The organism is Tardiphaga sp. 172_B4_N1_3 (genome assembly GCF_052076035.1).
Classification (GTDB): Bacteria; Pseudomonadota; Alphaproteobacteria; order Rhizobiales; family Xanthobacteraceae; genus Tardiphaga; species Tardiphaga robiniae.
The window spans coordinates 4,109,445-4,132,500 of record NZ_CP197238.1 but is presented as its reverse complement, the minus strand read 5'-3'; the positions used below and the strand labels follow the sequence as shown (position 1 = coordinate 4,132,500).

Sequence of the window (23,056 nt, the reverse complement as noted above, 5' to 3'; positions counted from 1 at the left end):
GCTGAAGGACGACTGATCGTCGGAATGGCGGCCTGCGTTGTGGGTCGTACATGCACCATAAGCGGGTAATGGGCGGAAGATCGGCAACCGAGCAGCCGGGAAGGGACGACCGGCCGCTGCGATCATTCAGCCACGATTCAGCTGCAGCATTCCATCCTCTGCCAACCGGGCTCGTTGAACCGGTTTCGCTCCGCGATCGACTTTCCCTGGTCGCTCCAATTTGCCGAGGAGATCTTCATGCGTTCCATCCTTCGCCCCGCCATCGCCGCCCTGACCATCGCAGGCCTTGCGACGATTCCCGTCACTGGCGCTGCATATGCGCAGGCGCAGAAACAGCCCGCCGCAAAACAGACGCCGCCCACGCCGGCACCCACCGCAGCTCCCGCACAAAATGCGCCGGCGCCAAAGCAGATTGCGCTGACTGACAAGCAGATCGAGCAGGTGCTGGCCGCACAGAAGGATCTTGATGCGGTGACCGCAAAGCTGCCGCAGCAGGCGCCAGACAAGCCGGATCCCAAAGTGGTCGCGCAGCTCGATGACGTCGCCAAGAAAAACGGCTTTGCGAACTACGGCGACTACAACGACGTCGTCGAAAACATCATGCTGGTGCTGGGCGGCTTCGATCCGCAGACCAAGAAATATGTCGGCCCCGAAGTGGTCTTCAAGCAGCAGATCGCGGCCGTGCAGGCCGATAAGAAAATGCCGGCCAAGGACAAGAAGGCCGCGCTCGCCGATCTCAACGCCGCGCTCAAATCGCCGCCGCCAGCAGTCGAGAACAAGGGCAATATCGATCTCGTCGGCAAATATTACGACAAGCTGGCCGCAGCGATGCAGAACGACGAGTAAGTCTGCCATTGCCATCGCACGGCTTGGACTTCTGAAGATCGGGGCCGCTATGTGGTCCCGATTTTCGTTGGAGGCCTGGCCAACGCTACGAAATAACGCCTTGGCGTGCTCCGAATTGTTGTCTAAGCCCTCGTTATTCCGGCTTTCACGAGCCTTTCACTGACGCGGGAGACCGACATGTCGAATCCGAAAGAAGTTCCCGCCCTCCCGCTGAAGGGCTACAGCCTGTTGGACTTCCAGCCTGATCCGACCGTGGTCGGCATCTCCTTCGACACCGAGGCGGGTGTGTTCATGTTCGTGGCCACCAAGGAAATCCTCGACATGCTCGGCCAGGCTTTCATCCACAAGGCCGCCTCAATGCCGTCGCGCGAGCAGAGCTGAGACAAAGCTGTTTGCCGCTCCGGAATCGGGTGGCGAATGGCTGAAGATCGTCGCAAACTCCGGACCTCACCACATCGGATGCTGATGCGATCGATGGAGGCTCATATGACCGACGTTCAGTTCACTCTCTTCGACACCGCCATCGGCCGTTGCGGCATCGCATGGGCCGATCGCGGCATCGTTGCTGTGCAATTGCCGCAGCCGGACGAAAAACAGACCCGTGTACGCATCAAGCAGCGCCATGCGGAGGTCGTCGAGGCCGCGCCGCCGCCTGCGGTACAGGCAGCCATCGACGGTATCGTCGAACTGATGACCGGCAAGCCGGTCGATCTTCTCGATATCGATCTCGATCTCACCGACGTCCCCGAATTCAATCGCAACGTCTATGCGATTGCCCGCCAGATCCCGCCGGGCGCGACGCTGACTTATGGCGATATCGCCAAGAAGCTCGGCGGTGTCGAACTGTCACGCAATGTCGGGCAGGCGATGGGGCAAAATCCGTGTCCGGTGATCGTGCCGTGTCACCGGGTGCTGGCTGCCGGCGGTAAGCCGGGCGGATTTTCGGCCAATGGCGGCGTCGAGACCAAGCTCAAGATGCTCGCCATCGAGGGCGCGTATGTGAATCACACGCCCTCGCTGTTCGATTAGACCTGCCGCAAGATCGCCGCAGGCCTGACGCAGGATTTTCGCAAGCTGACGTGAAATTGCGTCAGGTCGCTTTTCGGTTCTAACCCTTTGGCGGAACGGAGATCTTCACCGATTCCCGCTGCAACATCTTGTTGTGGAAAGCGTCGAGTTTCGGAAACGCCTTGCGCCATCCGCAATCCGGGAAGCGGAAGTCGGCATAACCGAGCACGCAGACGAGCGCGATCTGCGCCGCATCCATCGGACGCGTCAGAATGTCCGGATGATTTTCGAAACGTGTGAGCCCCTGCCATGCGCGATCCCACTGATCGTCATACCAGGCCTGCCACAACAGCTCTTTCGGGCGCACGCCGACTTCGTAGCGGCACAGCAGCATCGCATCCGTCATGCCCTGCAGCATCGAATGCTCGCTCTTCACTTTCCAGCGCGCCGGACCCGCGGCCGGGATCAGCTTGTTGCCGCCGGCGAGCTCGTCGAGATATTCGGTGATGACATATGAATCCACGATGACATTGCCGTCATCGAGGATCAGCGCCGGCAATTTCCTGACTGGGCTGATGTCATGCGAATAGGCTTCGTTTTTCTGGGTGGGGGCGACAGCGGCAGGCGTCAGTTCGATCTTGTCGATCAGTCCGAGTTCGATCGCCGCGATGCGCACCTTGCGTGCAAAGGGCGAACCCGGAGAAAAAGTCAGCTTCATGTTGAGTATCTTTCATAAATTGAAAAAGCGCGGACACGCCCATGCATGTCCGCACGAGATCAAGGGCGCTTAAGCCGCAACCACTTTCTGCTTCTGCTCGCCGAGCTTCTCGATGCCGAGCGTCATGACGTCGCCTACTTCGAGGAATTTCGGCGGCTTCATGCCGAGGCCGACGCCGGGCGGCGTGCCCGTGGTGATGATGTCGCCGGGCATCAGCGTCATCATGCCGGACAGATACGACACGATCTGCGGCACATTGAAGATCATGGTCGCGGTCGAGCCGGTCTGGCAGCGCTTGCCGTTGACGTCGAGATACATGCTGAGCTTGTGCACGTCGCCGACTTCGTCTGGCGTCACCAGCCACGGGCCGAGCGGGCCGAACGTGTCATGCGACTTGCCCTTGGTCCACTGGCCGCCGCGCTCGATCTGGAAGAAGCGTTCGGAAACGTCATTGCAGACGCTGTAGCCGGCGACATATTTCAGCGCATCGGCTTCGGTCACATATTTGGCTTTGGTGCCGATGACGATGGCGAGTTCGACTTCCCAGTCGAGCTTGGTCGAGCCGCGGGGCTTTTCCACATCGTCATTGGGGCCGCACAGGCTGTTCAGCGCCTTCATGAAGACGATCGGCTCCGACGGAATCGGCATGCCGGATTCGGCGGCGTGGTCGGCATAGTTCAGGCCAATGGCGATGAATTTCGGCTTGCCGCCAACGGGCGAGCCAATGCGCGGCGAGCCGCTTACGGCAGGCAGCGACGCCGGGTCGAGCGCAGCGAGCTTGGCAAGATTGGCAGGCGCAAATGCATCGTCAGCCAGATCCTTCACCTGGCCGGAGAGGTCGCGCAGCTTGCCGTCCTTGTCGATCAGTCCCGGCTTTTCGCTGCCGAACGCGCCGTATCTTACGAGCTTCATTGTCGTCTCCCTTGGGGCTTGCCTGAAAGGTTGTGGAACAGGGCGCGGGGAAATTCAACCGCGCGACAGAAAGGTCAGAGCCGCAAAAATCAGTGCTGCAGCGCGGCAAATCTGAAAGCATCGCCCTCGCGCATGATGTGGCCGGCACCGAAGTGACCGCCGATCACCAGTGTCGGCGTATCCGCAAAACGCGAGAACAATGCGCGCCGCGATACGGCGGATTGCAGGGGATCGGCATCCGCCGTGGACGACCAGTCGAGATGCGCCATCTGCACCGGATGATGTGCGGCGTCGCCCGTCAGCAGCGCTTCCTTGCCTGCGGATTTGATGTGCACGCTCATATGGCCGGGGCTGTGGCCCGGTGTCGGGATCAGCGTGACCTCGTCCGAGAGTTGCGCATCGCTGGCAACGAGATCCATCAGCCCGGCATCGGCGATAGGCTTTACGGAATCGTTGAACACGGCGAGATGCGACGCCGTATCGCTATGCGCCGCCCAGTAGTTGTATTCGTGCTGCCCGAACACATAGCGTGCATTCGGGAATGTCGGCGTCCATTGGCCAGCGACCAGTTTTGTATTCCAGCCGACATGATCGACATGCAGATGGGTGCACAGCACCGTGTCGATACTGTCCGGCGCGAAGCCCGCCGCCGTCATGTTTTCGAGGAACGGCGTGTGCAGATTATTCCAGGTCGGCACCGAACGGCCCTGCTTGTCGTTGCCGAGACACGTATCGACTATGATCCTTTGCGTCGGCGTTTCCACCACCAGCGCATGGATCGACATTTTCAGCCGGCCTTCAGGAGTTGCAAATTCCGGCATCAGCCACGGCAGCGCATGGACCTCATCGGGGCCGACCTGCGGGAGAATGAAGCGTGTGCTGCCAATCGTCTCGCCTTCGATGATCTGCGTGATCCTGACTTTGCCGACCGTCCATTGCATCAGGCGTTCACCCCATTGTTCTTTTTAGGGCTGGAAAGATGCGGGTTTCCGGCGTGGCGCGCAATGGATCATCTCGCGGGGCTGCGCGTTGTCAGAGTGGAACACCGGGCCCTGCAGCGAGGAGCGTGCGATGCCAGAACTAGCGATTTCATCCGAGAAAGTGGGCTTCCTGATCGAGAAGGCCCGGCAGTTCGATGCCAAGGATATCGCCTCGGATCCCGATTCCGGTTCGAACGGCGCCGATGACGATATGATCGATGTGCTTGAGGACAATGGCGAAGATCCCGTGGCGCGGGAAATCGCGGGCTTCATCAGCGCGCTCACCGAGGACGAGCAGATCGACCTCGTCGCCCTGATGCGGCTGGGACGCGGCGACGCCACCATCGATGAATGGAGTGACTTGCGCCGCGAGGCCGCAGAGGGCCGCAACGGGCGCACAGCGCGCTATCTGCTCGGCGAGCCATTGCTGGGCGATCTCCTCGCCGAAGGCCTGGAAGAATTCGGCGTCGATTGGTCCAGCGAACGCACCACGCCGGTCCATTGAGCGCGTAACACAAAAACAAAAGGCGATCGGCATGCGAGCCGATCGCCTTTTCGCGTCTTGAGATATCGCCGCTTACATCGTGCCGGGGAAAGCGCCGCCATCGAGCACGATGTTCTGGCCGGTGATGAAGCCGGATTTAGCGCCGCACAGCCAGGCGCAGGCCTGACCGAATTCATCGGCTTCACCGAAGCGACCCGACGGATTTTCGGCCGCGCGCTTGGCCAGGATCTCGTCGACCGAAAGACCTGTCGCCTTGACTTGGCCGGCGGCAACGCCCTTCAGGCGGTCGGTGTTGAACGGGCCGGGCAGCAGGCCGTTGATGGTGACATTCGCACGCACGGTCTTGCGCGACAGGCCGGCGATGAAGCCGGTCAGGCCGCTGCGTGCGCCGTTCGACAGGCCGAGCACATCGATCGGCGCCTTCACGGCGGCCGAGGTGATGTTGACGATGCGGCCGAACTTGCGCTCCATCATGCCGTCCACCGTCGCCTTGATCAGCTCGATCGGGGTCAGCATGTTGGCATCGATGGCCTTGAGCCAGTCGTCGCGGGTCCAGTTGCGGAAATCGCCGGGTGGCGGGCCGCCGGCATTGTTGATGAGGATGTCGATCTGGCCGGCTGCCTTCAGCGCAGCTTCGCGGCCTTCGACCGTGGTGATGTCACCGACGACTTCGGTGACCTCGACGCCCGGATAGGCCTTGCGGATATCGGCAGCGGCTGCCGCCAGCACGTCGCCGCCGCGTGCAGTCATCGTGACATGCACGCCTTCTGCGGCCAGCGCTTCGGCGCAGCCACGGCCGAGGCCCTTGCTGGATGCGCAGACAAGCGCGCGGCGGCCTTTGATTCCAAGATCCACGATATCACTCCTGAAGTTGTCGAATTGGCGAAGAAAAGAGGGGGCCAGTCTAGCTCGTCGCAAGCGGCCTGATAAGGGCACCGACGTCAGAGCCGGTGCGCGCGTTTCCATTGCTCGATGGTGGCAGTCACGTCCGGCGGCAGCGATTTGACGCCCTTCTGCCCGGCCAGCGACAGCAGGGGCCGCAGCTGTGAGCCGGTCATATAGGCTGGCTGCCTGTCGGCCGGCACCAACTGGTCGAAGATCAGCACCAGCGTCACCGCGATCAGGCCGACGCGAATGGCGCCGAGCAAAGCGCCGCCGAGCCGGTCGCCGATGCCGATCTCGTGGCCGATCACGTCGTTGATTGCCATGCGCAGCAGCGAGCCGAGCACGATGCCTGACACGAGAAAGATCGCGAAGAACAGCAGTGAATTTTGCGTGGTCGAAGCGGCGGCGGCGCCGGACAGTTGCGGCGCGATCAGCCCGGTGATCCAGACGGCGATCGGCATCGCCAGCAGATAGCCCAGGATGGTCACGGCGCTGCGCAAGAGGCCGGCGCGGAAGCCGATGACCATGGCGACGATCAGGCCGACATAAACGACGACATCGAAACTATTCATCGCGGCTTCGTCCCCATGCGGCAATTCCGCTTCAAAGAAATCGGCTGAGCGCGCCGGTTTGCGATCGCGGCAAGGCCGGGTATCACTAGGGCAAAATCAAAGGGAAATGCCATGTCCGGGATATTCGACGTCAGTAAAGAAACCATCCTCATCACCGGAGCCTCGCAGGGCCTCGGCCGACGATTTGCGCGCGTGCTGTCCGCGCATGGTGCAGCTGTGGTGCTCGCAGCGCGGCAGATGGGCAAGCTAGATAGCCTGCAGAAGGAAATCACGGACAAGGGGGGCCGCGCTGTCGCGGTGTCGATGGACGTCACCGACAATGCCTCGATCGCAAATGCGTTCGATGCCGCTGAAGCTGCGCTCGGGCCGGTCAGCGTGCTGATCAACAATGCCGGCATCGCGGTGGAGAAGATGGCCATCGATCAGACTGAGGCGGATTGGGACGCGGTCATCGGGGCCAATCTCAAGGGCGCCTATTTCGCGGCGACCGAAGCCGCGCGCCGCATGATCGCGCATAAAGTGGAGGGCAATATCGTCAATATTGCTTCCGTCCTCGGATTCGGGCTGACCAAGGCGGTGTCGCCTTATGCGATCTCCAAGGCCGGCATCGTGCAGGCGACCAGGGCACTGGCACTGGAACTCGCCGCGCACCGCATTCGCGTCAATGCGCTGGCGCCAGGCTACATCGATACCGACATCAACCACGCCGCCTGGGACACGCCCGTGGGCGAGAAGTTGATCAAGCGCATCGCGCAGCGCCGGGTCGGTCATGAGAGCGATCTCGACGGTGCCATTCTGCTGCTGGCTTCGCAGGCATCGCGTTACATGACCGGCAGTACCGTGACCGTGGATGGCGGCTTTTTGCTGAATTAGGCCGCCAGAGCCCGTCCAGCGGGCCTGAAACGCCGGTTTCGGCGGTTGCATCCGGGTCGTGCCGGGTTGTGCCGAAACAGGGCAGATTGTCGTTTTCCCGGACCGTCATAAAAGCGCAAAAAGATCGCCGCTGCCCCTTTCCAAAGCAGGCAGGCATTGGTACATACCCCTCGCACCGAGGGCTTTGCCCCGGTTGCCTTCTCAGGAAGCCTCCGGACTGGGATCGATCGACGCCTTGGCGTTGGCCGACTTCGTTTCGTCTCTGGTTTTCCGAAAGGTTTGGCGCGGGGTGGAGCAGCCCGGTAGCTCGTCAGGCTCATAACCTGAAGGTCATAGGTTCAAATCCTATCCCCGCAACCAAACCACTAAACAAAGCCCAGCAATCTCAATGGATTGCTGGGCTTTGTTTTTTGATGCTGGAATCGGCACCAGTAACATCAATGATTTAGCCTGTAGGCTCAGGTCACCCCGCAACCATGTGTGTAGTTGGTGTAGGCACAGCAGCGAACCACAACGACTGCGCATTTCGTCGTATCGAGGACGCGATTCTGAGGGAAGCATCGGGGCGGTCGATACAAACACATCTGAGAGCTGCAAAACGTCAAAGAATGGTATTGGAAGATTTGACAATGCCGGCGTTGCGCGTGCCGCGCTTGATGGCTGAGACCGTGACCTGTAAGCGTCCTGTCAGCATGTTTTTGCGATTGCATTAACGACATCGCATCGGCGAGATCAGCTGCGGACGAATTTCTCCGTCTGATCGAGGGCTCGGCAAGGGAGCGTGATGCCATCGCATCTGGAAAATGCCGCCTTCGTTGTAGTCGTCCTTGGATTGTTGATGGCGGCCCCGGGCGCAGCCGTTGCTGCCAGTGATCCGGCCGCCGCGCCGCATCAGGCCGCCACGCAATGGCAGATCGATATGCCGCCCCAATCAGTGGATGAAGCCATCTACCAGCTCGGCGTCGTGACCGGCGTCCAGATTTTTGCTGACGGACAGGTCGTGGCCGGCCGCCGCGCCAGGAGCATTTCGGGGGCGTATACGGCGGAAGATGCGTTAAAAACCGTGCTGGCCGGGACTGGACTTGTTGTCCGCGCGACGGGGATGGGCTCGCTATTGGTGACGGAGGCGTTGTCGGCGCCAAAAAGCGAGGAGCTCCGTCGCCACTATTCCACCGAGTTGCAGCGTAGGGTCGTGAAATCGCTCTGTGCAGCAGCGGACCCGGGCATCGGAAATTATCGGCTCGCTTTGCGGATGTGGATAACGGAGCAGGGGCGTCCCGAACGTGTGGACCTGCTCAGCTCGACCGGCGATCGGGACCGCGACCTCCGTATTCGCGACGTGCTGCAAGGCATTTCAGCGAGCAAGCCGCCAGAAGGGGTGCCGCAGCCGGTGATCATGGTGATCTTGCCGCGATCTTCGCAGGATAGTGGTGATTGTAATCCGCACCAAGCCGTGCCGGCGGGACTGGACGGCCGGAAGCCGTGACGGGCGATAACGTCCTGTCACAATATTTCCATAAAGGGACGTGGCGCATAAGTGTCCTCGCTCGGCCGAAGGCTTGAGCGGGCCGCACGCATTCGCGCCTGTTTCGAGTTGGAATGACCATCGTATGAGAGTGAGCGGGCAGGCGCTGTTGTTGCAGACATTGCTGGACGACTACGGTCCGTTGCGAAGCAGGCTTGCGCGGCGCCTTGGCTCTCCTGACGCTGCCGACGATGTCTTGCAGGAAGCGTATTTGCGCCTTGGCCGGATCGAAGAGCCTGGCGCCATTCAGCATCCAAGGAGCTATCTTTTCAGGATTGCTCTCAATATCGCTGCCGATCGCCGCCGCTCGGAGGCCCGGCGGCTCGATCGATCGGAGGTCGAGCTCCTGCTCAAACTGGAGCATGACGAACTCGATCCCGAACGCGTCGCTGCCGGCCGGTCGTCAATGCGTCAGCTTGTCCAGGCGCTGGAGCAACTGCCAGATCGCCGCCGCACGATCTTTCTGGCTGCGCGCACAGAGGGACGGGCGATTTCCGACATTGCGGCGCAGTTCGGGATTTCGACGCGGATGGTCGAGCGAGAGCTCAAACAGGCGCTCGACCATTGCCGCGAACACCTCGAAATAAATCTGTCGCACAAGTTCGGTCCCGGCCACCCTGTGGCGTCTAAGGATTGAGGGAACATCGTGCGCGACGCGACATCTAATCCATCGGGCGACATTTCAGCGACGAGCGGCGATGGCCCACTCGCCGTGGAGGCCACCGCATGGCTGGTCCGATTGGCGTCAGGAGAGGCGACCAGCGAAGACGCCGCTGCCCTGCAGCGATGGCGTAGCCAAAGCTCCGCTCATCGTCAGGCCTTTGCTGAAGCGAAGCTTTTGTGGGAGGTGCTGGGTCCGGCGGGCGATATGGTGCGCGAGCGCGCGAAAGTCTCTGCTGTGCAAGCCCTGGTCGCTACAAACGTCATAGCAAGCCGTCGGAATGTGAAACTCGGCCGCCGCGCATTTCTTGGCGGGGCGCTGGCAGCTTCCGTTGCAGCTGTCGGTTATGTCGGGGCGCGGCCACCATTTCGCCTATGGCCGTCACCCGGCGAATTGACGGCGGATTATCGGACGGGAACCGGCGAACGCCAGACGATCGCATTGGCGGACGACGTCTCCATCGTCATGAATACCCAGACGAGCATCGACATCCGCTCCGGAGCAGCCGGCACGCGCGCATTCGAACTGATCGACGGCGAAGCAGCCGTGACGGCGAAAGCCTCTTTCGAGGTCTTTGCTGCCAACGGCCGTGTCACGGCATCCTCCGCCCGCTTCAGTCTGCGCAGGGATCAGGCTTCGGTCTGCGTGACATGTTTGGAGGGAGCCGTCAGGGTCAACCGCCACGATCAACTCGTCGAGGTCCTGACCGGGCAACAAGTTGTCTACGACGACAACGGATTCAGGCCGGTGGCTCCGATCGACGTTGCCGTTGCCTCGGCATGGGAGCGCGGACAATTAATCTTCCGTCACGAGCCGCTCGCGCGTGTTGTGCAGGAACTCAACCGCTATCGGCCAGGAAAGATCGTGCTATTGAACGATAGACTCGGCGAACGTGACGTCGTTGCGACATTTCAACTTAGCCGCATTGATGAAGCCGTCGTCAATCTCGCGCAGACCTTCAGCGCACGGCTGCGCCGCCTCCCGGGCGGAATGGTTCTGCTCAGCTGATCTCAGATTTTTTCAGAAAAGTTGCGGCGCGTGGTTCGGACTCGATCGCAGGGTGGCGGTCTTAGAGGTGAAGGGGTGCAAACCCGCTGACATCTCACGTTCAACCTCGCGAGTTATTTTCATGGTGTTTGAAAAAGCCGGCTTTCGTTCCAGGAAATTCCGGTCCAGCGAGTATGGTGAGCTGTCGGGTCAATCAGCAGAGGCGATGTCGTTCGCGAGCCGGAAGTTGTCGCGGCGATTGCTGCTGACGGGTGCGAGTACGCTGGCGCTGGTTCTCGCCGCGCCGGATCTCGTCTACGCCCGTTCTCTGAACGGCAGCGGCGGCGGTGTGGTGTCGGCGCCCAACATCGCCTCTGATGCCGCTACACTGGCGGCGCAGCAGGCCGCAGCGGTGGCACGGCAGACACAGAGTTCGCTGGCGCGTGCAGCGCGCGCCTTGCAGGACATGCAGGCACTGCAGGCAGCCGCGCGCGCCGCAGCAGCCGCAGGGCAGACCTCGGTGACGGCGCCGCTCCATGTGCCGAACGGCCTCGGCGCCGGTGGTCTGCTGCCGAACATCCCGGCGGGATGGTCCGGGGCCAATACGCCGACGCAGGGCGTGGATGGCGCGGGGCAGACCCAGGTCAATATTCGGCAGACCACGCAACAGGCGATCCTGAACTGGCAGAGCTTCAATGTCGGCGCACGCACCACGCTGACCTTCGATCAGCAGGGCAACGCCAGCTGGGTGGCGCTCAACCGCGTCAACAACGCCACAGCGCCGAGCCAGATCCTCGGCACCATCAAGGCCGATGGCCATGTCTATGTGATCAATCAGAGCGGCATCATTTTCGGCGGCAGCAGCCAGGTCAATGTCGGGTCGTTGATCGCATCGACCGCCGATATCACCGACGCCCAGTTCCGCAGTAATGGCATCTACAGCACTCAAACCGGTAACATCTATGCGCCGAGCTTCACGGCCGCGGGCGGTAAGGTCGTCGTCGAGGCCGGCGCTTCGATCAGCACGCGTGCGCCATCGTCGGTGACCTCGGGCGGTGGCACTGTGCTGCTGATCGGCTCGCAGGTGGAGAATGCCGGCAGCATCGCGACGCCCAGGGGCCAGACCTTGTTGGCGGCCGGCGACAACTTCATCCTGCGGCGCGGCTTCGGCACCGAGGGCAATGCGACATCGACGACGCGCGGCATCGAGATCTCGACAGCCATCGGCACCGGCAGCCAGAGCGGCAGCGTCAGCAACAGCGGTCTGATCCTCGCGCAGCAGGGCGACGTGACACTAGCCGGACGCACACTGGTCCAGAACGGCGCGCTGATCGCCACCAGTTCGGTCAATACCCGCGGCACCATCCATCTGCTCAATTCCGCAGCGGACCGCCAGGGCAGCGTCACGCTGGGCGCAGGCAGCGTCGCCGCGATCCTGCCCGAACTCGACAGCAGCGAGACCGCGCTCGACAGCCAGCGCGATGCGCTGATCGCATCCTCGGCGGCAGCCAATCTGCTGCGCGCCGGCAGCGCCACGGGGGTGTTCGACAATCTGTCGATACTGGCGGATCGCCAGGACCAGTCCCGCGTCGAGATCGTCACCGGCGGCGTGGTCAATTTCCAGAACCAGTCGCAGACCATGGCGCAAGGCGGCCAGGTCGCCGTCAGCGCCGGCACGCGGGTGTTTGCCGAAACCGGATCGAGCATCGACGTCTCCGGCGTGCAGGGCACGGTGCGGCCGATGTCGGCCAACCAGGTGCTGGTCAACGTCCAGGGCAACGAACTCAGGGACTCGCCGGTCAACCGCGACAGCGGCGCACTGCTCAACAAGAATGTCTGGATCGATATCCGCGATCTCGTTCTGGTGCCCGCCGGCACCGGCGGCTATGCCGGCGATCGCTACTACACCAAAGGCGGTCTGCTCGAACTCGGCGGTTATCTCGCCAACACCGCCCACACCATCGGCGAATGGGCGGCGCTTGGCGGCACGATCACGCTGTCGGCCCCGGAGGTCGTCGCGCAGCAGGGGGCAAAGTTCGATATCTCCGGCGGATCGGTGAGTTATGAGGGCGGACGGATCTATTCGATCCGGCTGATCGGCATCGACGGTCGTCTTTACAGTTTCGATAACGCACCGGCCGACATGAAGTTCGTTGTAGCCGCCGGCGGCTTCGTGCGGACGCATAACATCCAGGGCAAGGTCTCGGAGCAGCTCACCGAGGTTTGGACATCGCCATTGGCGCGGTCGTCGACCTGGCGTTACGAAGCCGGCTATACCGTGGGCCGCGACGCCGGCCGGCTCAATCTCTCGACGCCGACATCGGTATTCGAGGCTGACATCATCGCCGACGTCATCACCGGCGAGCGGCAGGCCAGCGCACGCGCCGCCAATGTCGCGGATGGCTACAAGCAGGTGCAGAATGCCGCGCCGGTCGCGGGTACGCTGGGGATCGGGCAATACACCGCGCTTGGTCGAACCAATCTCTACACCAGCAATGTCCGGATCGGCGACATCGCCGATGTTGGTAAGGGCATCGCCGCAGGCGACGTGATTCCCGCAGAGCGTACGAACACGGTGTGGCTCGACGCCGATCGCCTCAGCGATCAGCGGCTCAGCGGCCTGCAACTCGGCACCCGCGGCAAGATCGTCATCGATGGCGACCTGACGCTGGCCGATGGCGGGATACTTGATCTGATCGCGCCGGTGATCGACATCAAGGCTGACGTCACTGCTCATGGCGGCGCGATCAATGCCACCAATGTGTTCACTTCGTCGGTGGTCGGCACCCAGGGGCTGACGCTGAACGGTACGTCGAGGATCGCGGTGCGCACGGGCGCCACGCTCGATCTCAGCGGACTGCGCAGCGCCGCGTCCGATGGCGCAGACCCGACCGCACTCGCATATCTCAATGGCGGCGCGGTGTCGCTGCAATCCACACAGGACGTGGTGCTCGAGGACAAGGCCCTGATCGACGTGTCGTCGGGCGTCGGCATCTTGCGCAACGGCAAGGTCCAGGGCGGCCGCGGCGGCAATGTCACGCTCAAGGCCAATGCCAACGGCGTCGGTGGCGATGGCGAACTCATTGTGGCGGGCGACGTACGCGGTTACGGCATGAGTGGTGGCGGCACGCTGACGCTGCAGGCCGGTCGCGTGGTGATCGGGGATGCGCCCGCCGTCCCGGAAACAGGCACGCTGGTGCTGGCGACGGATTTCTTCGCCAGAGGCTTCGCTGCCTATGTGATCATCGGCAACCGCAGCCTAGCTATGACCGAAGGTGCAGCCGTCGATGTCACGATGCCGGTCTACCGCTTTGCGCTCGGCGCGCCATCCGGACTTCAGGTCTGGACGCCGCCACTCTATGCGGAGAATTCATCGACCGGCGTGCTGACCCAGCGCGGCGGCGCCAGCCTGACCCTGCAGGCCGGCAATAATCAGTTGCTGGCGAGCGATCTGCCGTCGGTCGATCTGAGCATTGGCAAGAATGCGGCGATCAATGTCGATCCCGGCAACGCCATTACGCTGAGCAGTGCCGGCCAGTTGACGGTGGACGGTTCGCTGCACGCGGCAGGTGGCAGCATTGCGCTGAAGACCATCGATTTGATCACGACCGAGGCCGACAAAGTTGCGGCCACCACCAATAGCCGTTCGATCTGGATCGGCGAGGCCGCACGGCTGGATGTGGCGGCACAGGCCGTGACTGCCCGCGATGCGCGCGGTCGACGCTACGGTGTGGTCGCCAATGGCGGCAGCATCGTCATTGGCGGCGAGATCGACGGCGCGCTCGGGCAGGCGACGTCCTCGAATAACTTCATCGTGGTGCGGCCCGGTGCCGTGCTCGATGCATCGGGCGCCGCGGCAACGCTCGACATTTCCGGGCGTGGCGCGGTCGATGTCGCCAGCAATGGCGGCAGCATTTCGCTGGTATCAAACAACGGCTTGTTCCTGGACGGCACCATGATCGCCCGCGCGGGTGGTGCCGGTGCCGCCGGCGGCAGTCTCAATATCTCGCTGCAGATGCTCGAATACCGCATCGCCAGCGGTGATCCGGTGAATCTTCCGCTTGCCGATCCGGCCTACCGCGCATTGCGCCGGATCGTGATCGCCGATCTGCAGGGCGAGTCGGTATTGAGCGCCGGTCTGCAGGCCGGTGCGGCCGATCCGGCCCTGGCCTATGGCTACGGACGACTTGGCGCCGACACCGTGGCGAATGGCGGCTTCGACAATTTGTCGGTGATGAGCAGCGCCATCGGTTTCGACGGCGATGTCAGCCTGCGTGTCGGGCAGAGCCTCAATCTCTACAGCGACATGGTGATGCCGGTCGCCGGGAGTGCGCAGGATGCGCGGATCTCGCTGGCGGCCGCCTATGCGCGATTGGCGCAGATCAACTATGTCTACAAGGAGCCGGATGCGCAGAAGTCCCGTACCCCGGTCTTCACCGCAGCGCCGACGCGCTACGACGTTCAGCTCAACGTCGCGGCGGATCTGATCGACATTCGCGACACCGTCAATCTGAATTTCGGAATTACGCGCCTGGCAAGCGCCGGCGACCTGCGCTTCCTGCAGGGCGTGCGGCCGGTGCCCGGCGTGCCGGTCGTTGGCGCGATCACCACGTCGCTGCTCAGCCCCGGCAGCATCACCCTGCGCGCGGCGCAGGTCTATCCGGCGACCGGCACGGTCGCGCAGGTCCAGGTCGGGCAAAACACCGTGAATGGCGTGATCGGCTACGATCCCGTGCGAATTCTGCGCATCGAGGCGACCTCGGCCGAGATCCCGACGGTGCCGTACTCGGTGTTCGGCGACCTCACCCTGGCGGCCGCCTTTGTCGAGCAGGCCGGCGTCGTTCGCGCGCCGCTCGGCAAGCTGACGATCGGCACCGGCCAGTACGAGGGGTCGAACTCCACCCGCGTCAGTTTGCTGGCGGGCAGCCTGACTTCGGTGAGCGGGCGTGGCCTCGTGATGCCCTATGGCGGCACGGTCGACGGGTTGAGCTACCAATATAACGGCAAGGACGTGACGCTGATCGGCGCGGGCGGGGCGGGCTCCACGACCTTGCTGATCGGCATCGCCTTGGGCGGCAAGAGCGCCATCGTCGATTCCGGCGCGGTGCTGGACCTCTCCGGTGGCGGCGATCTCACCGGTGCGGGCTTCATCAGCGGTCGCGGCGGTTCGGTCGATATTCTGCGCACGTCATTCCGCAACGCCAATCCCGCGAATGTTTTCAGCGCCTCGGGCAATGCGGTCTATGCGATCGTCCCGAATTTCAAGGGCGACTATGCCCCCGTCGGCGCGGATGCCGGCGCCGGCAATCCGCTGGTCGGACGCCAGATCACGCTGGATGGCAGCACGCCCGGACTGCCGGCCGGCACCTATACCCTGATGCCCTCGACCTATGCGTTGTTGCCCGGCGCGTTCCGCATCGAGATCGGCGCACAGCAGTCACGCACTGCCCTCGCCGGGGCCGTTCCAGTCGCCAATGGGTCGTACCTCACGTCCGGCCAGCTCGGCTTTGCCAATACGGCGATCAGGGACAGCCTCGCCAGCCAGGTCGTGCTGACGCCTTCCACGGTCGTGCGCAACTATTCGCAATACAATGAGACCAGCTATGCCGATTATGTGGTGGCCGATGCCGTGAAGCGCGGCGTGCCGCGGGCGATGCTGCCGGTCGATGCGCGCAGCCTCGTTCTTAATCTCAACCCCGGCGCCGGCATCGATGCATTCCGCTTCGACGGCACGGCGCGGTTCGATGCAGCGAGCGGCGGCTATGGCGGCGCCGTGATGGTCGCGACCTCGTCCGGCGGCGGCTACGATATCGAGGTTCTTGCTGCCGGCGCGGCGGCTTCGGCCGGCTTCCTGGGCCTGTCGCTGGATTCGGCGATGCTGAACGCACTCGGCGCGTCGCGGCTGGTGATCGGCGGCGTGCAATTCGTCGTGTACGGCCAGGGCGGCCGGCTGGTCGATAGTTACGACTCGACGCAATATATCTATCTCCGTCAGGGCTCATTGCTGTCGGCGCCGGAAGTCTTTTTGATGGCCAACAGCGGGAATTACTTGACCGGCTCCGGGATCGTCATCGAGCAGGGCGCCCATATCAACACCATCGGCAATGGTGCGGCGGCCTACGACTCGCGAAATGGCTATGTCTACGCCGCGACCGGCAACCAGGTGATGGTCTCCAATGGCTTGCTCGATCTGGTGCCGAACACGGCGGCGGCGAATGCTGTCACGGCCAGTGGCGTGCGCATCGGCGTCTGTGACAGCGGCAATTGCAGCGGTCAGACCGAAATCTACTCCGAAGGCACCGTCGCGCTGGTGACGCCGAACCAGTTCCAGCTCGACGACGCCGTACGTTACGGCACCCGCAATCTCACGCTCTCGGTCAGCCGGATCAATCTCGGCGACAGCGCCGTGCTGAACGACGCCGCGGCGCGTAACATCCTGCCGAGCGGGCTGTCGATGAACCAGGCATTGCTCGACCGCCTGCTGCGCGGCGATACGCGCTACGGCGCGCCGGGGCTCGAGACGCTGACGCTGTCGGCGTCCAATGCCGTCAACATTTTTGGCACCGTCACGCTCGACACCGTCGATCCCGCCACCGGCAAATCGACGCTGGCCAATCTGGTACTCAGCGCCCCGGCAATTTACGGCGCCGGCGCCGCCGGCGATGTCGCCACCATCCGCACCGGCAACTTCATCTGGCGGGGATCGACGCTGACGCCGGGCGAACTCGTCGCCAATGGTGCGGGTACCGGCAGCGGTACGCTGAACATCGCGGCCGATCGCATCGTGTTCGGCTACGGCCCCAATTCGCGCCCGAGCGGCAACGATATCGACAACCGGCTGGCGCTCGGCTTCGCCAATGTCAATCTGTCGGCGACCGACCGCGTCAGCGCCAACCAGCAAGGCACCCTGTCGGTCTATCAATCGCGCGGCACCTATGTGGCCGGGCAGGGCTACAGCTATAGCGGCGGCAACCTCACCATCGCCGCTCCTTTGGTGACCGGCGAGGGCGGCTCGGTCAACAGCATCACGGCGGGCGGCGCCCTGCGGCTGGTCGGCGCTGGCGCGGTCGCTACCGACACGCTCGGCGCGCAACTGACGCTGAGCGGCGCCAGCATCACGCTCGATACCGCGATCGTGCTGCCGAGCGGCAAGCTGACGTTGAAGGCGACTGGCGACATCACATTGACCGGCGCGTCGCGGATCGACGTCGCCGGCCGCGAGGTCGTGTTCAACGATGTCAGCAAATATAGCTGGGGCGGCGACGTCACGCTCGACAGCGGCACCGGCAATGTCCGTCAGGCATCGGGCTCGGTGATCGATCTTTCGGCGCGCTTCAACAATGCCGGGAGCCTGACCGCGATCGCGCTCGATGCTGCGGCCGGCACGGTCGATCTGCAAGGTGCGATCCTCGGCACCACCGAGGGCCGCTACGATGCCGGCGGCACACTGGTGCCGTATCGCGCCGGCAGCGCCACCGTGCGCGCGCAGACGCTCGGCGATTTCGCCGCGCTCAATACGCATCTCAATGCCGGCGGCGTCTATGGCGCACGCAGCTTCCAGATCAAGCAGGGCGATCTCACCATCGGCAACGAGTTGAGGGCCAATGAGGTCAACGTCTCGCTCGACAACGGCGTGCTCACGGTGGCTGGGACCATCGACGCCAGCGGCGAGAGCGTCGGCACTATTCGCCTCGCTGCGAAGCGCGGCCTGACGCTGACAGGATCGGCGGTACTCGATGCCCACGGCACGGTGCTGCGGGTCGATAGCTACGGCAAGATCATCGACAGCCCGAACCGCGCCATCGTCGAACTCAGTTCGGGCAACGGCCGGCTGACGCTGGCGCAGGGTGCACGCATCGATCTGCGGCACGGCACCAATGCGGCGGTGGGCTCGGCGGCGGGACAGAACGATGGTCTCGCCCGCGGTACGCTGGAGCTGAACGCGCCGCGGATCGGCAGCAGCGGCAACGTCACCGATGCCGACGCGGCGACCTATGGCGATATCGATATCGATGTCGGCGGCATGCCGATCATCCAGGGCGCGCGCTCGATCGCCGTCAATGCGATGCGCAGCTACGACGATGCACCCTACGCAGCGGATCCCGCCGCCAACGGGCGGCTCTATCAGTTCATCAAGCAGACGTGGCTCGACGGCAAACATGCCGAAAGCAACGATTTCATCAATGCGGCGCTCCTCAACGCCGCGCTTGTCAACGGCAAGCTCGCGGGTCTCAATAATGCAACTTATCGCGATGCCTTCCATCTGCGGCCTGGCGTCGAAGTCGTCAGCAAGACGCCGGATGGCGATCTCGTCGTGCAGGGCGATCTCGACCTGTCCGGTTACCGCTATGCCAGCCTTAACCCGCATTCACAGCTCACCGGCATCGCCGGAGACGGCTCGGGCGAAGCGGGCGCGCTCACGCTGCGCGCCGGCGGCGATCTCACCATTTACGGCAGCATCAATGACGGCTTCACAGCGCCGCCGGCGACGCAGGACGACAAGGGGTGGCTGCTGCTGCCCGGCGTGGAATTCACCGGTGCGGACATCACCATCCCGCGCACCGGCGTGATCCTGGCAGCCGGCACCAAATTCGGCAGCGGCAAGACGTTGAACTTCGATCTGCCGCTGCAAGCGTCGAGTTTCGACGCGGGCACGGTGATCCCCGTGGGAAGCTCGTTAAGCGCGCCGATGAATCTGGCCGCAGGAACCGTGCTGAGCGCCAATGTGCGCGATCAATTCGGCACGTTGCTGTTCGCGGCGGGTTCGATCGTCACTGCGCCCGTCACGCTTCCGGCCGGCACGCAGTTCGATGTCGGCATGAAGCTGCCGGGGTCCGCGTCGCTGGCGGCGATGATCTGGCCGAAGGGTGTCGCGCTGCCCGTAGCGGGCACGCTGAGCAGCGATCTCGCGCTGCCGCTTGGCGCGGTGCTGCCCTCGGGCACCAATGTCCTGCTGCCCGGCGGCTTGACGTCGGTCGACTTGCGGCCCGGTGCGGCCGGCAAATTATACGGCGCGGCGGCGATGCTGCCGGAAGGTTCGCAGTCGTGGTCGGTGCGGCTGGTGGCCGGCGCTGATACTGGCGCGGCCGACAGCCGCCTGATCAATCCGAGCGCGAAGCATGGCAATCTGGTGCTCGCCGACAATCACTACGGACTGTATGGTAAGCCGACCCCCGAGAGCATCCTCCTGACCTATTACGGCTGGGAGAGCTACATTGCCGACGGTGACCCCGCGGATTATGTCGGCAAACCGGTCGACTATGATTTCTTCGGGACCACCATTTGTTCGGACGATCCGATGGTCTGCGAATTGTCCGCCAATCCCACCTTCGACTATCTGCCCGGGAGCACGCGTTTCAGCGTCGTTCGAACAGGAGCGGCCGACCTTGACCTCATCGCATCCGGCAATGTGCAAATGGGCACACTGTACGGCGTCTACACCGCCGGCACGTCCTCGACCACGACCAACAACTCGGGCGATCCGTACAATCTGCCGCGGGCCAGAACCGCCTCGGGCACGGTGCTTGGCGACCTCAACAAGGGCTACGAGAAATTCGTCGATGGCGGGGCGGACAGCCTGGCGCGCGCCTGGTATCCGACGGGCGGCGGCAACCTGATCATCAAGGCGGGCGGCGATCTCACCGGCAATCTGATGACCTTGCCGGTCTACACGAACGGGGTCGGTCGCCCGAACGCGAAAGATATAGGCTACAATAGCGCGGCGATCGGCAACTGGCTGTGGCGGCAGGGCACCGGCGCTACGCTGGGCGGCGACGCCGATCAGGCCACCGCCTGGTCGATCAATTTCGGCAGCTACGTCTCGCCATCGATCCTCAGCCAGGTCAGGGCCGACACCTTGATCGGCTTCACCGGTTTCGGCACCCTGGGCGGCGGCAACCTCCGCGTCGATGTCGTCGGCAATGCCGGCATCGTCACGCTGATGGGCAACAACAACATCACGTCGACCCGGGTGGACGTCCAGGATCAGTTCTCCAACCAGCGCACCCAGGGTCTCGTGCTCGCCGTGGGCAGCACTGGCCGGGTCGGCGCCGATGGCAGCCTGACGCTGACCGGCGGCGGCGACCTCGACCTGCGGGTCGGCGGCAAGCTGAACCCGGCCTCGCTCTACACCAACAGTGCCTTCAACGGCACCGTCACCAATATGCGCGGCGACACCCAGATCGCTACAGGTTCGCTGGGCATATTGAGCCCGACCTATGGCGTCCAGCCGCTCGAGCAGTCGCCGCGCGAAACCCGGGCCTTTGATCCGTTTACGTCAACGCGGGTATTGGCCTTTGGAGGGTTGTTGCTGGCGCCCGGCGATTCGACCTTTACGCTGAACAGCGGCAGCGACCTGGTGCTGTCCGGCGCCAGCGATCCCGGCCGCATTACCACGGTCGTCGATGCACCCTATGGGCGCGACGGCGCGGCCGGCGGCACCAGCTGGTTCTCGCTATGGACTAACCATAGCGCTATCAACCTGTTCTCCGCGGGTGGCGACCTGGTGCCGCTCAGCCTCGGCGCCGTTTTACCCTCCACCGACTCGGCGATCATGTATCCGTCGATCCTCACTGCGGTCGCGGCTGGCGGCAGCTTCTACTACGGCAATGCGATCTCCGATCGCTCCGCCCCGGTCACGAACGTCTACGCGCCGCTGCTGCTGGCGCCTTCGGCCAACAGCAAGCTCGAATTCCTGGCCTCGGATTCGATCTATTCAGGAGGCTTTACGGTTGCGCGGAGCAGCGCGTCGGCGTCGTCGCTGGCGACGCCGTTCCGCCCGGCTTTCACCGTGGTTGACGCGGTCACTGGCGGGACCAAGTTCAGCAATCTGTCGGCGACCGGCAACGTGGCCTATGAGAGCCAGGGCATCCTTCCATTGTTTGCCTTCGGGCCCAACACCGCGACTGCGGAATGGGGCGATCTCGATCCGGCGCGGTTATACGCCGTCAGCGGCGATCTGGTCGGCGTCAGCAGCGGCCGCACCGTGACGTTTGCGGCCAATGATCCGACGCGGGCCGGGCAGGTCTGGTATCAGGGCGCAGGCCCGGTGCGCATGATGGCCGGCCGCGACATCGTCGGCAGTGGTACCGCGCTCGGCGTCACCGAGGACGGGCTGGGGGCAGGTTACAAAACCTATTTCTCCTCGACTGGCAACCTGTTCGTGCACAATTCCGAGACCGACGTCTCGCTGGTGCAGGCCGGACATGACATCATCTATAGCAGCTTCAATATCGGCGGCCCCGGCACTCTGCAGATTTCGGCCGGCCGCAACATCCTGATGGACGACAAGGCCAGCGTCGTCTCCGTAGGCCCCGTGGTTGCGGGCGACAACCGTCCCGGCGCCAGCGTCGCGATGCTGGCCGGTATCGGCGCCAAGGGGCCGGATTATGACGCACTGCTGCGCTATCTCGATCCGGCTAATCTGGTGCCGGCGGGCACGCCGCTCGAAGGCTCGGGCAAGGTCGCCAGGACTTACGAGAAAGAACTCGCAGCGTGGCTGCAGCAACGCTATGGCTTTGTGGGGACTGATGCCGAGGCCCACGCCGCGTTCGTTGCACTGGCGCCGGAGCAGCAGCAGATCTTCTTGCGCACCGTCTATTTCGCCGAACTGACCGCCGGCGGTCGCGAATATAACGACAGCGCCAGCCCGCGCTATCGCAGCTATCTGCGCGGCCGCGATGCGATCGCCGCGCTGTTCCCCGACGCTGCGGAAGTGTCGGGCGACATCACCATGTTCGGCAGCTCCGGTGTGCAGACTTTGTTCGGCGGCGACATCCAGATGTTGACACCATCAGGAAAATTGGTGGTCGGCGTCGAAGGCGTGGCGCCTCCGGCTACGGCGGGTCTCGTGACGCAAGGTGCGGGCAATATCCAGATCTACAGCCAGGGCAGCGTGTTGATCGGCCTGTCGCGCATCATGACGACCTTCGGCGGCAATATCATCGCATGGACGGCGAATGGCGACATCAATGCCGGCCGCGGTGCCAAGACCACGGTGGTCTATACGCCACCGAAGCGGGTCTACGACATCTACGGGAATGTCACGCTGTCACCGACGGTGCCGTCGTCGGGCGCCGGCATCGCGACGCTCAACCCGATCCCGGAAGTAAAGGCCGGCGATATCGACCTGATCGCGCCGCTCGGCACCATCGATGCAGGCGAGGCGGGTATCCGCGTCTCGGGCAATATCAACCTCGCGGCATTGCAGATCGTCAACGCCGCCAACATCCAGGTGCAGGGATCGTCATCCGGCATTCCGACCGTGCAGGCGCCAAGCATCACCGCGGCCTTGTCCACCAGCAATGCAACGGCGGCGACGCAGCAGACGGCGACGCCACAACAAGCCGCCAACAACAATCCTTCAGTGATCATTGTCGAAGTGCTCGGCTATGGTGGCGGTGGTGACACCGAGCACGACGAACAGCGTAAGCGTGACGACCGCCGGGGCATGCTGGAGCCGCCCGAGGTGCGTGACGCCTACAACGATCGCAGCGCTGTGCAGATCGCCGGCTATGGCGAACTGAGCGACGCAGAAGCGGGCATCTTGACTACAGAGGAGCGTGAGAAGCTTCGGCGGCGATGAT

The 23,056-nt window shown here is 63.5% G+C and carries 15 protein-coding genes and 1 tRNA gene (1 of these 16 running past the window's edge); 11 read left to right on the top strand and 5 right to left on the bottom strand.

The window, feature by feature from the left end:
* From AB7783_RS19570 to AB7783_RS19555, 4 genes are all read left to right on the top strand, one after another.
* Window positions 1–16: the 3' end of a hypothetical protein gene (locus AB7783_RS19570; protein WP_184512101.1), read on the top strand. Its footprint begins 518 nt before the window's first position; 16 of the gene's 534 nt are visible here — the last part of the coding sequence; its start codon lies off the left edge, out of view; its stop codon occupies window positions 14–16.
* 221 nt (window positions 17–237) lie between these two features.
* Window positions 238–846, top strand: a complete 609-nt coding sequence (locus AB7783_RS19565) for a hypothetical protein (protein ID WP_120288019.1) — start codon at window positions 238–240, stop codon at window positions 844–846.
* A gap of 177 nt (window positions 847–1,023) precedes the next feature.
* The gene (locus tag AB7783_RS19560; RefSeq protein WP_068729147.1) at window positions 1,024–1,227 is read left to right on the top strand and encodes a hypothetical protein; all 204 of its coding nucleotides are present in this window, start codon (window positions 1,024–1,026) and stop codon (window positions 1,225–1,227) included.
* A gap of 105 nt (window positions 1,228–1,332) precedes the next feature.
* Window positions 1,333–1,875, top strand: coding sequence for a methylated-DNA--[protein]-cysteine S-methyltransferase (locus AB7783_RS19555; protein ID WP_093757381.1), 543 nt, complete (start codon window positions 1,333–1,335; stop codon window positions 1,873–1,875).
* A gap of 79 nt (window positions 1,876–1,954) precedes the next feature.
* Here the strand turns inward: AB7783_RS19555 and AB7783_RS19550 are convergent, their stop codons facing one another.
* From AB7783_RS19550 to AB7783_RS19540, 3 genes are all read right to left on the bottom strand, one after another.
* Entirely contained in the window at window positions 1,955–2,572 is a 618-nt protein-coding gene (locus AB7783_RS19550) for a glutathione S-transferase family protein (RefSeq protein ID WP_441230771.1), read from the bottom strand.
* A gap of 69 nt (window positions 2,573–2,641) precedes the next feature.
* Window positions 2,642–3,484, bottom strand: a complete 843-nt coding sequence (locus AB7783_RS19545; protein ID WP_441230770.1) for a fumarylacetoacetate hydrolase family protein — start codon at window positions 3,482–3,484, stop codon at window positions 2,642–2,644.
* An 89-nt stretch (window positions 3,485–3,573) separates the two neighbouring features.
* Window positions 3,574–4,425 carry an MBL fold metallo-hydrolase gene (locus AB7783_RS19540; RefSeq protein WP_441278543.1) on the bottom strand — a complete coding sequence of 284 codons (852 nt, stop codon included), beginning with the start codon at window positions 4,423–4,425 and terminating at the stop codon, window positions 3,574–3,576.
* Window positions 4,426–4,555: 130 nt separating this feature from the next.
* On the opposite strand from AB7783_RS19540, the gene AB7783_RS19535 reads away from it, so the two are divergent.
* Window positions 4,556–4,969 (top strand): DUF3775 domain-containing protein, encoded by a 414-nt coding sequence (locus AB7783_RS19535; RefSeq protein ID WP_175367645.1) that lies wholly within the window; start codon window positions 4,556–4,558, stop codon window positions 4,967–4,969.
* A gap of 72 nt (window positions 4,970–5,041) precedes the next feature.
* Here AB7783_RS19535 and AB7783_RS19530 read toward each other — a convergent pair whose 3' ends face one another.
* Both AB7783_RS19530 and AB7783_RS19525 read right to left on the bottom strand, forming a co-directional pair.
* The gene (locus AB7783_RS19530) at window positions 5,042–5,824 is read right to left on the bottom strand and encodes an SDR family oxidoreductase (RefSeq protein ID WP_441278542.1); all 783 of its coding nucleotides are present in this window, start codon (window positions 5,822–5,824) and stop codon (window positions 5,042–5,044) included.
* A gap of 86 nt (window positions 5,825–5,910) precedes the next feature.
* Complete coding sequence (locus tag AB7783_RS19525; RefSeq protein ID WP_175367647.1) at window positions 5,911–6,426, bottom strand: CvpA family protein; 516 nt, start codon at window positions 6,424–6,426, stop codon at window positions 5,911–5,913.
* Between the two features lie 111 nt (window positions 6,427–6,537).
* Here AB7783_RS19525 and AB7783_RS19520 point away from each other — a divergent pair, with 111 nt between their 5' ends.
* From AB7783_RS19520 to AB7783_RS19495, 6 genes are all read left to right on the top strand, one after another.
* Window positions 6,538–7,299: an SDR family NAD(P)-dependent oxidoreductase gene (locus AB7783_RS19520; protein ID WP_441278541.1), complete on the top strand. Its 762-nt coding sequence runs from the start codon at window positions 6,538–6,540 to the stop codon at window positions 7,297–7,299.
* A gap of 283 nt (window positions 7,300–7,582) precedes the next feature.
* Window positions 7,583–7,659, top strand: a tRNA-Met gene (locus AB7783_RS19515).
* A 424-nt stretch (window positions 7,660–8,083) separates the two neighbouring features.
* Window positions 8,084–8,785: an STN domain-containing protein gene (locus tag AB7783_RS19510; protein WP_441278540.1), complete on the top strand. Its 702-nt coding sequence runs from the start codon at window positions 8,084–8,086 to the stop codon at window positions 8,783–8,785.
* Between the two features lie 124 nt (window positions 8,786–8,909).
* On the top strand, window positions 8,910–9,461 hold the full coding sequence (locus tag AB7783_RS19505; protein WP_441278539.1) for an RNA polymerase sigma factor: 552 nt from the start codon (window positions 8,910–8,912) through the stop codon (window positions 9,459–9,461).
* A 9-nt stretch (window positions 9,462–9,470) separates the two neighbouring features.
* On the top strand, window positions 9,471–10,493 hold the full coding sequence (locus AB7783_RS19500; protein ID WP_441278538.1) for a FecR family protein: 1,023 nt from the start codon (window positions 9,471–9,473) through the stop codon (window positions 10,491–10,493).
* 205 nt (window positions 10,494–10,698) lie between these two features.
* Window positions 10,699–23,055 carry a filamentous haemagglutinin family protein gene (locus AB7783_RS19495; RefSeq protein ID WP_441278537.1) on the top strand — a complete coding sequence of 4,119 codons (12,357 nt, stop codon included), beginning with the start codon at window positions 10,699–10,701 and terminating at the stop codon, window positions 23,053–23,055.
* Window position 23,056 lies beyond the last annotated feature (1 nt).

Bases quoted from the DNA above. Each gene is read 5' to 3' on its own strand.
- AB7783_RS19565 (WP_120288019.1), top strand. From the start codon at position 238: ATGCGTTCCATCCTTCGCCCCGCCATCGCCGCCCTGACCATCGCAGGC.
- AB7783_RS19560 (WP_068729147.1), top strand. From the start codon at position 1,024: ATGTCGAATCCGAAAGAAGTTCCCGCCCTCCCGCTGAAGGGCTACAGC.
- AB7783_RS19555 (WP_093757381.1), top strand. From the start codon at position 1,333: ATGACCGACGTTCAGTTCACTCTCTTCGACACCGCCATCGGCCGTTGC.
- AB7783_RS19550 (WP_441230771.1), bottom strand. From the start codon at position 2,572: ATGAAGCTGACTTTTTCTCCGGGTTCGCCCTTTGCACGCAAGGTGCGC.
- AB7783_RS19545 (WP_441230770.1), bottom strand. From the start codon at position 3,484: ATGAAGCTCGTAAGATACGGCGCGTTCGGCAGCGAAAAGCCGGGACTG.
- AB7783_RS19540 (WP_441278543.1), bottom strand. From the start codon at position 4,425: ATGCAATGGACGGTCGGCAAAGTCAGGATCACGCAGATCATCGAAGGC.
- AB7783_RS19535 (WP_175367645.1), top strand. From the start codon at position 4,556: ATGCCAGAACTAGCGATTTCATCCGAGAAAGTGGGCTTCCTGATCGAG.
- AB7783_RS19525 (WP_175367647.1), bottom strand. From the start codon at position 6,426: ATGAATAGTTTCGATGTCGTCGTTTATGTCGGCCTGATCGTCGCCATG.
- AB7783_RS19520 (WP_441278541.1), top strand. From the start codon at position 6,538: ATGTCCGGGATATTCGACGTCAGTAAAGAAACCATCCTCATCACCGGA.
- AB7783_RS19510 (WP_441278540.1), top strand. From the start codon at position 8,084: ATGCCATCGCATCTGGAAAATGCCGCCTTCGTTGTAGTCGTCCTTGGA.
- AB7783_RS19505 (WP_441278539.1), top strand. From the start codon at position 8,910: ATGAGAGTGAGCGGGCAGGCGCTGTTGTTGCAGACATTGCTGGACGAC.
- AB7783_RS19495 (WP_441278537.1), top strand. From the start codon at position 10,699: ATGTCGTTCGCGAGCCGGAAGTTGTCGCGGCGATTGCTGCTGACGGGT.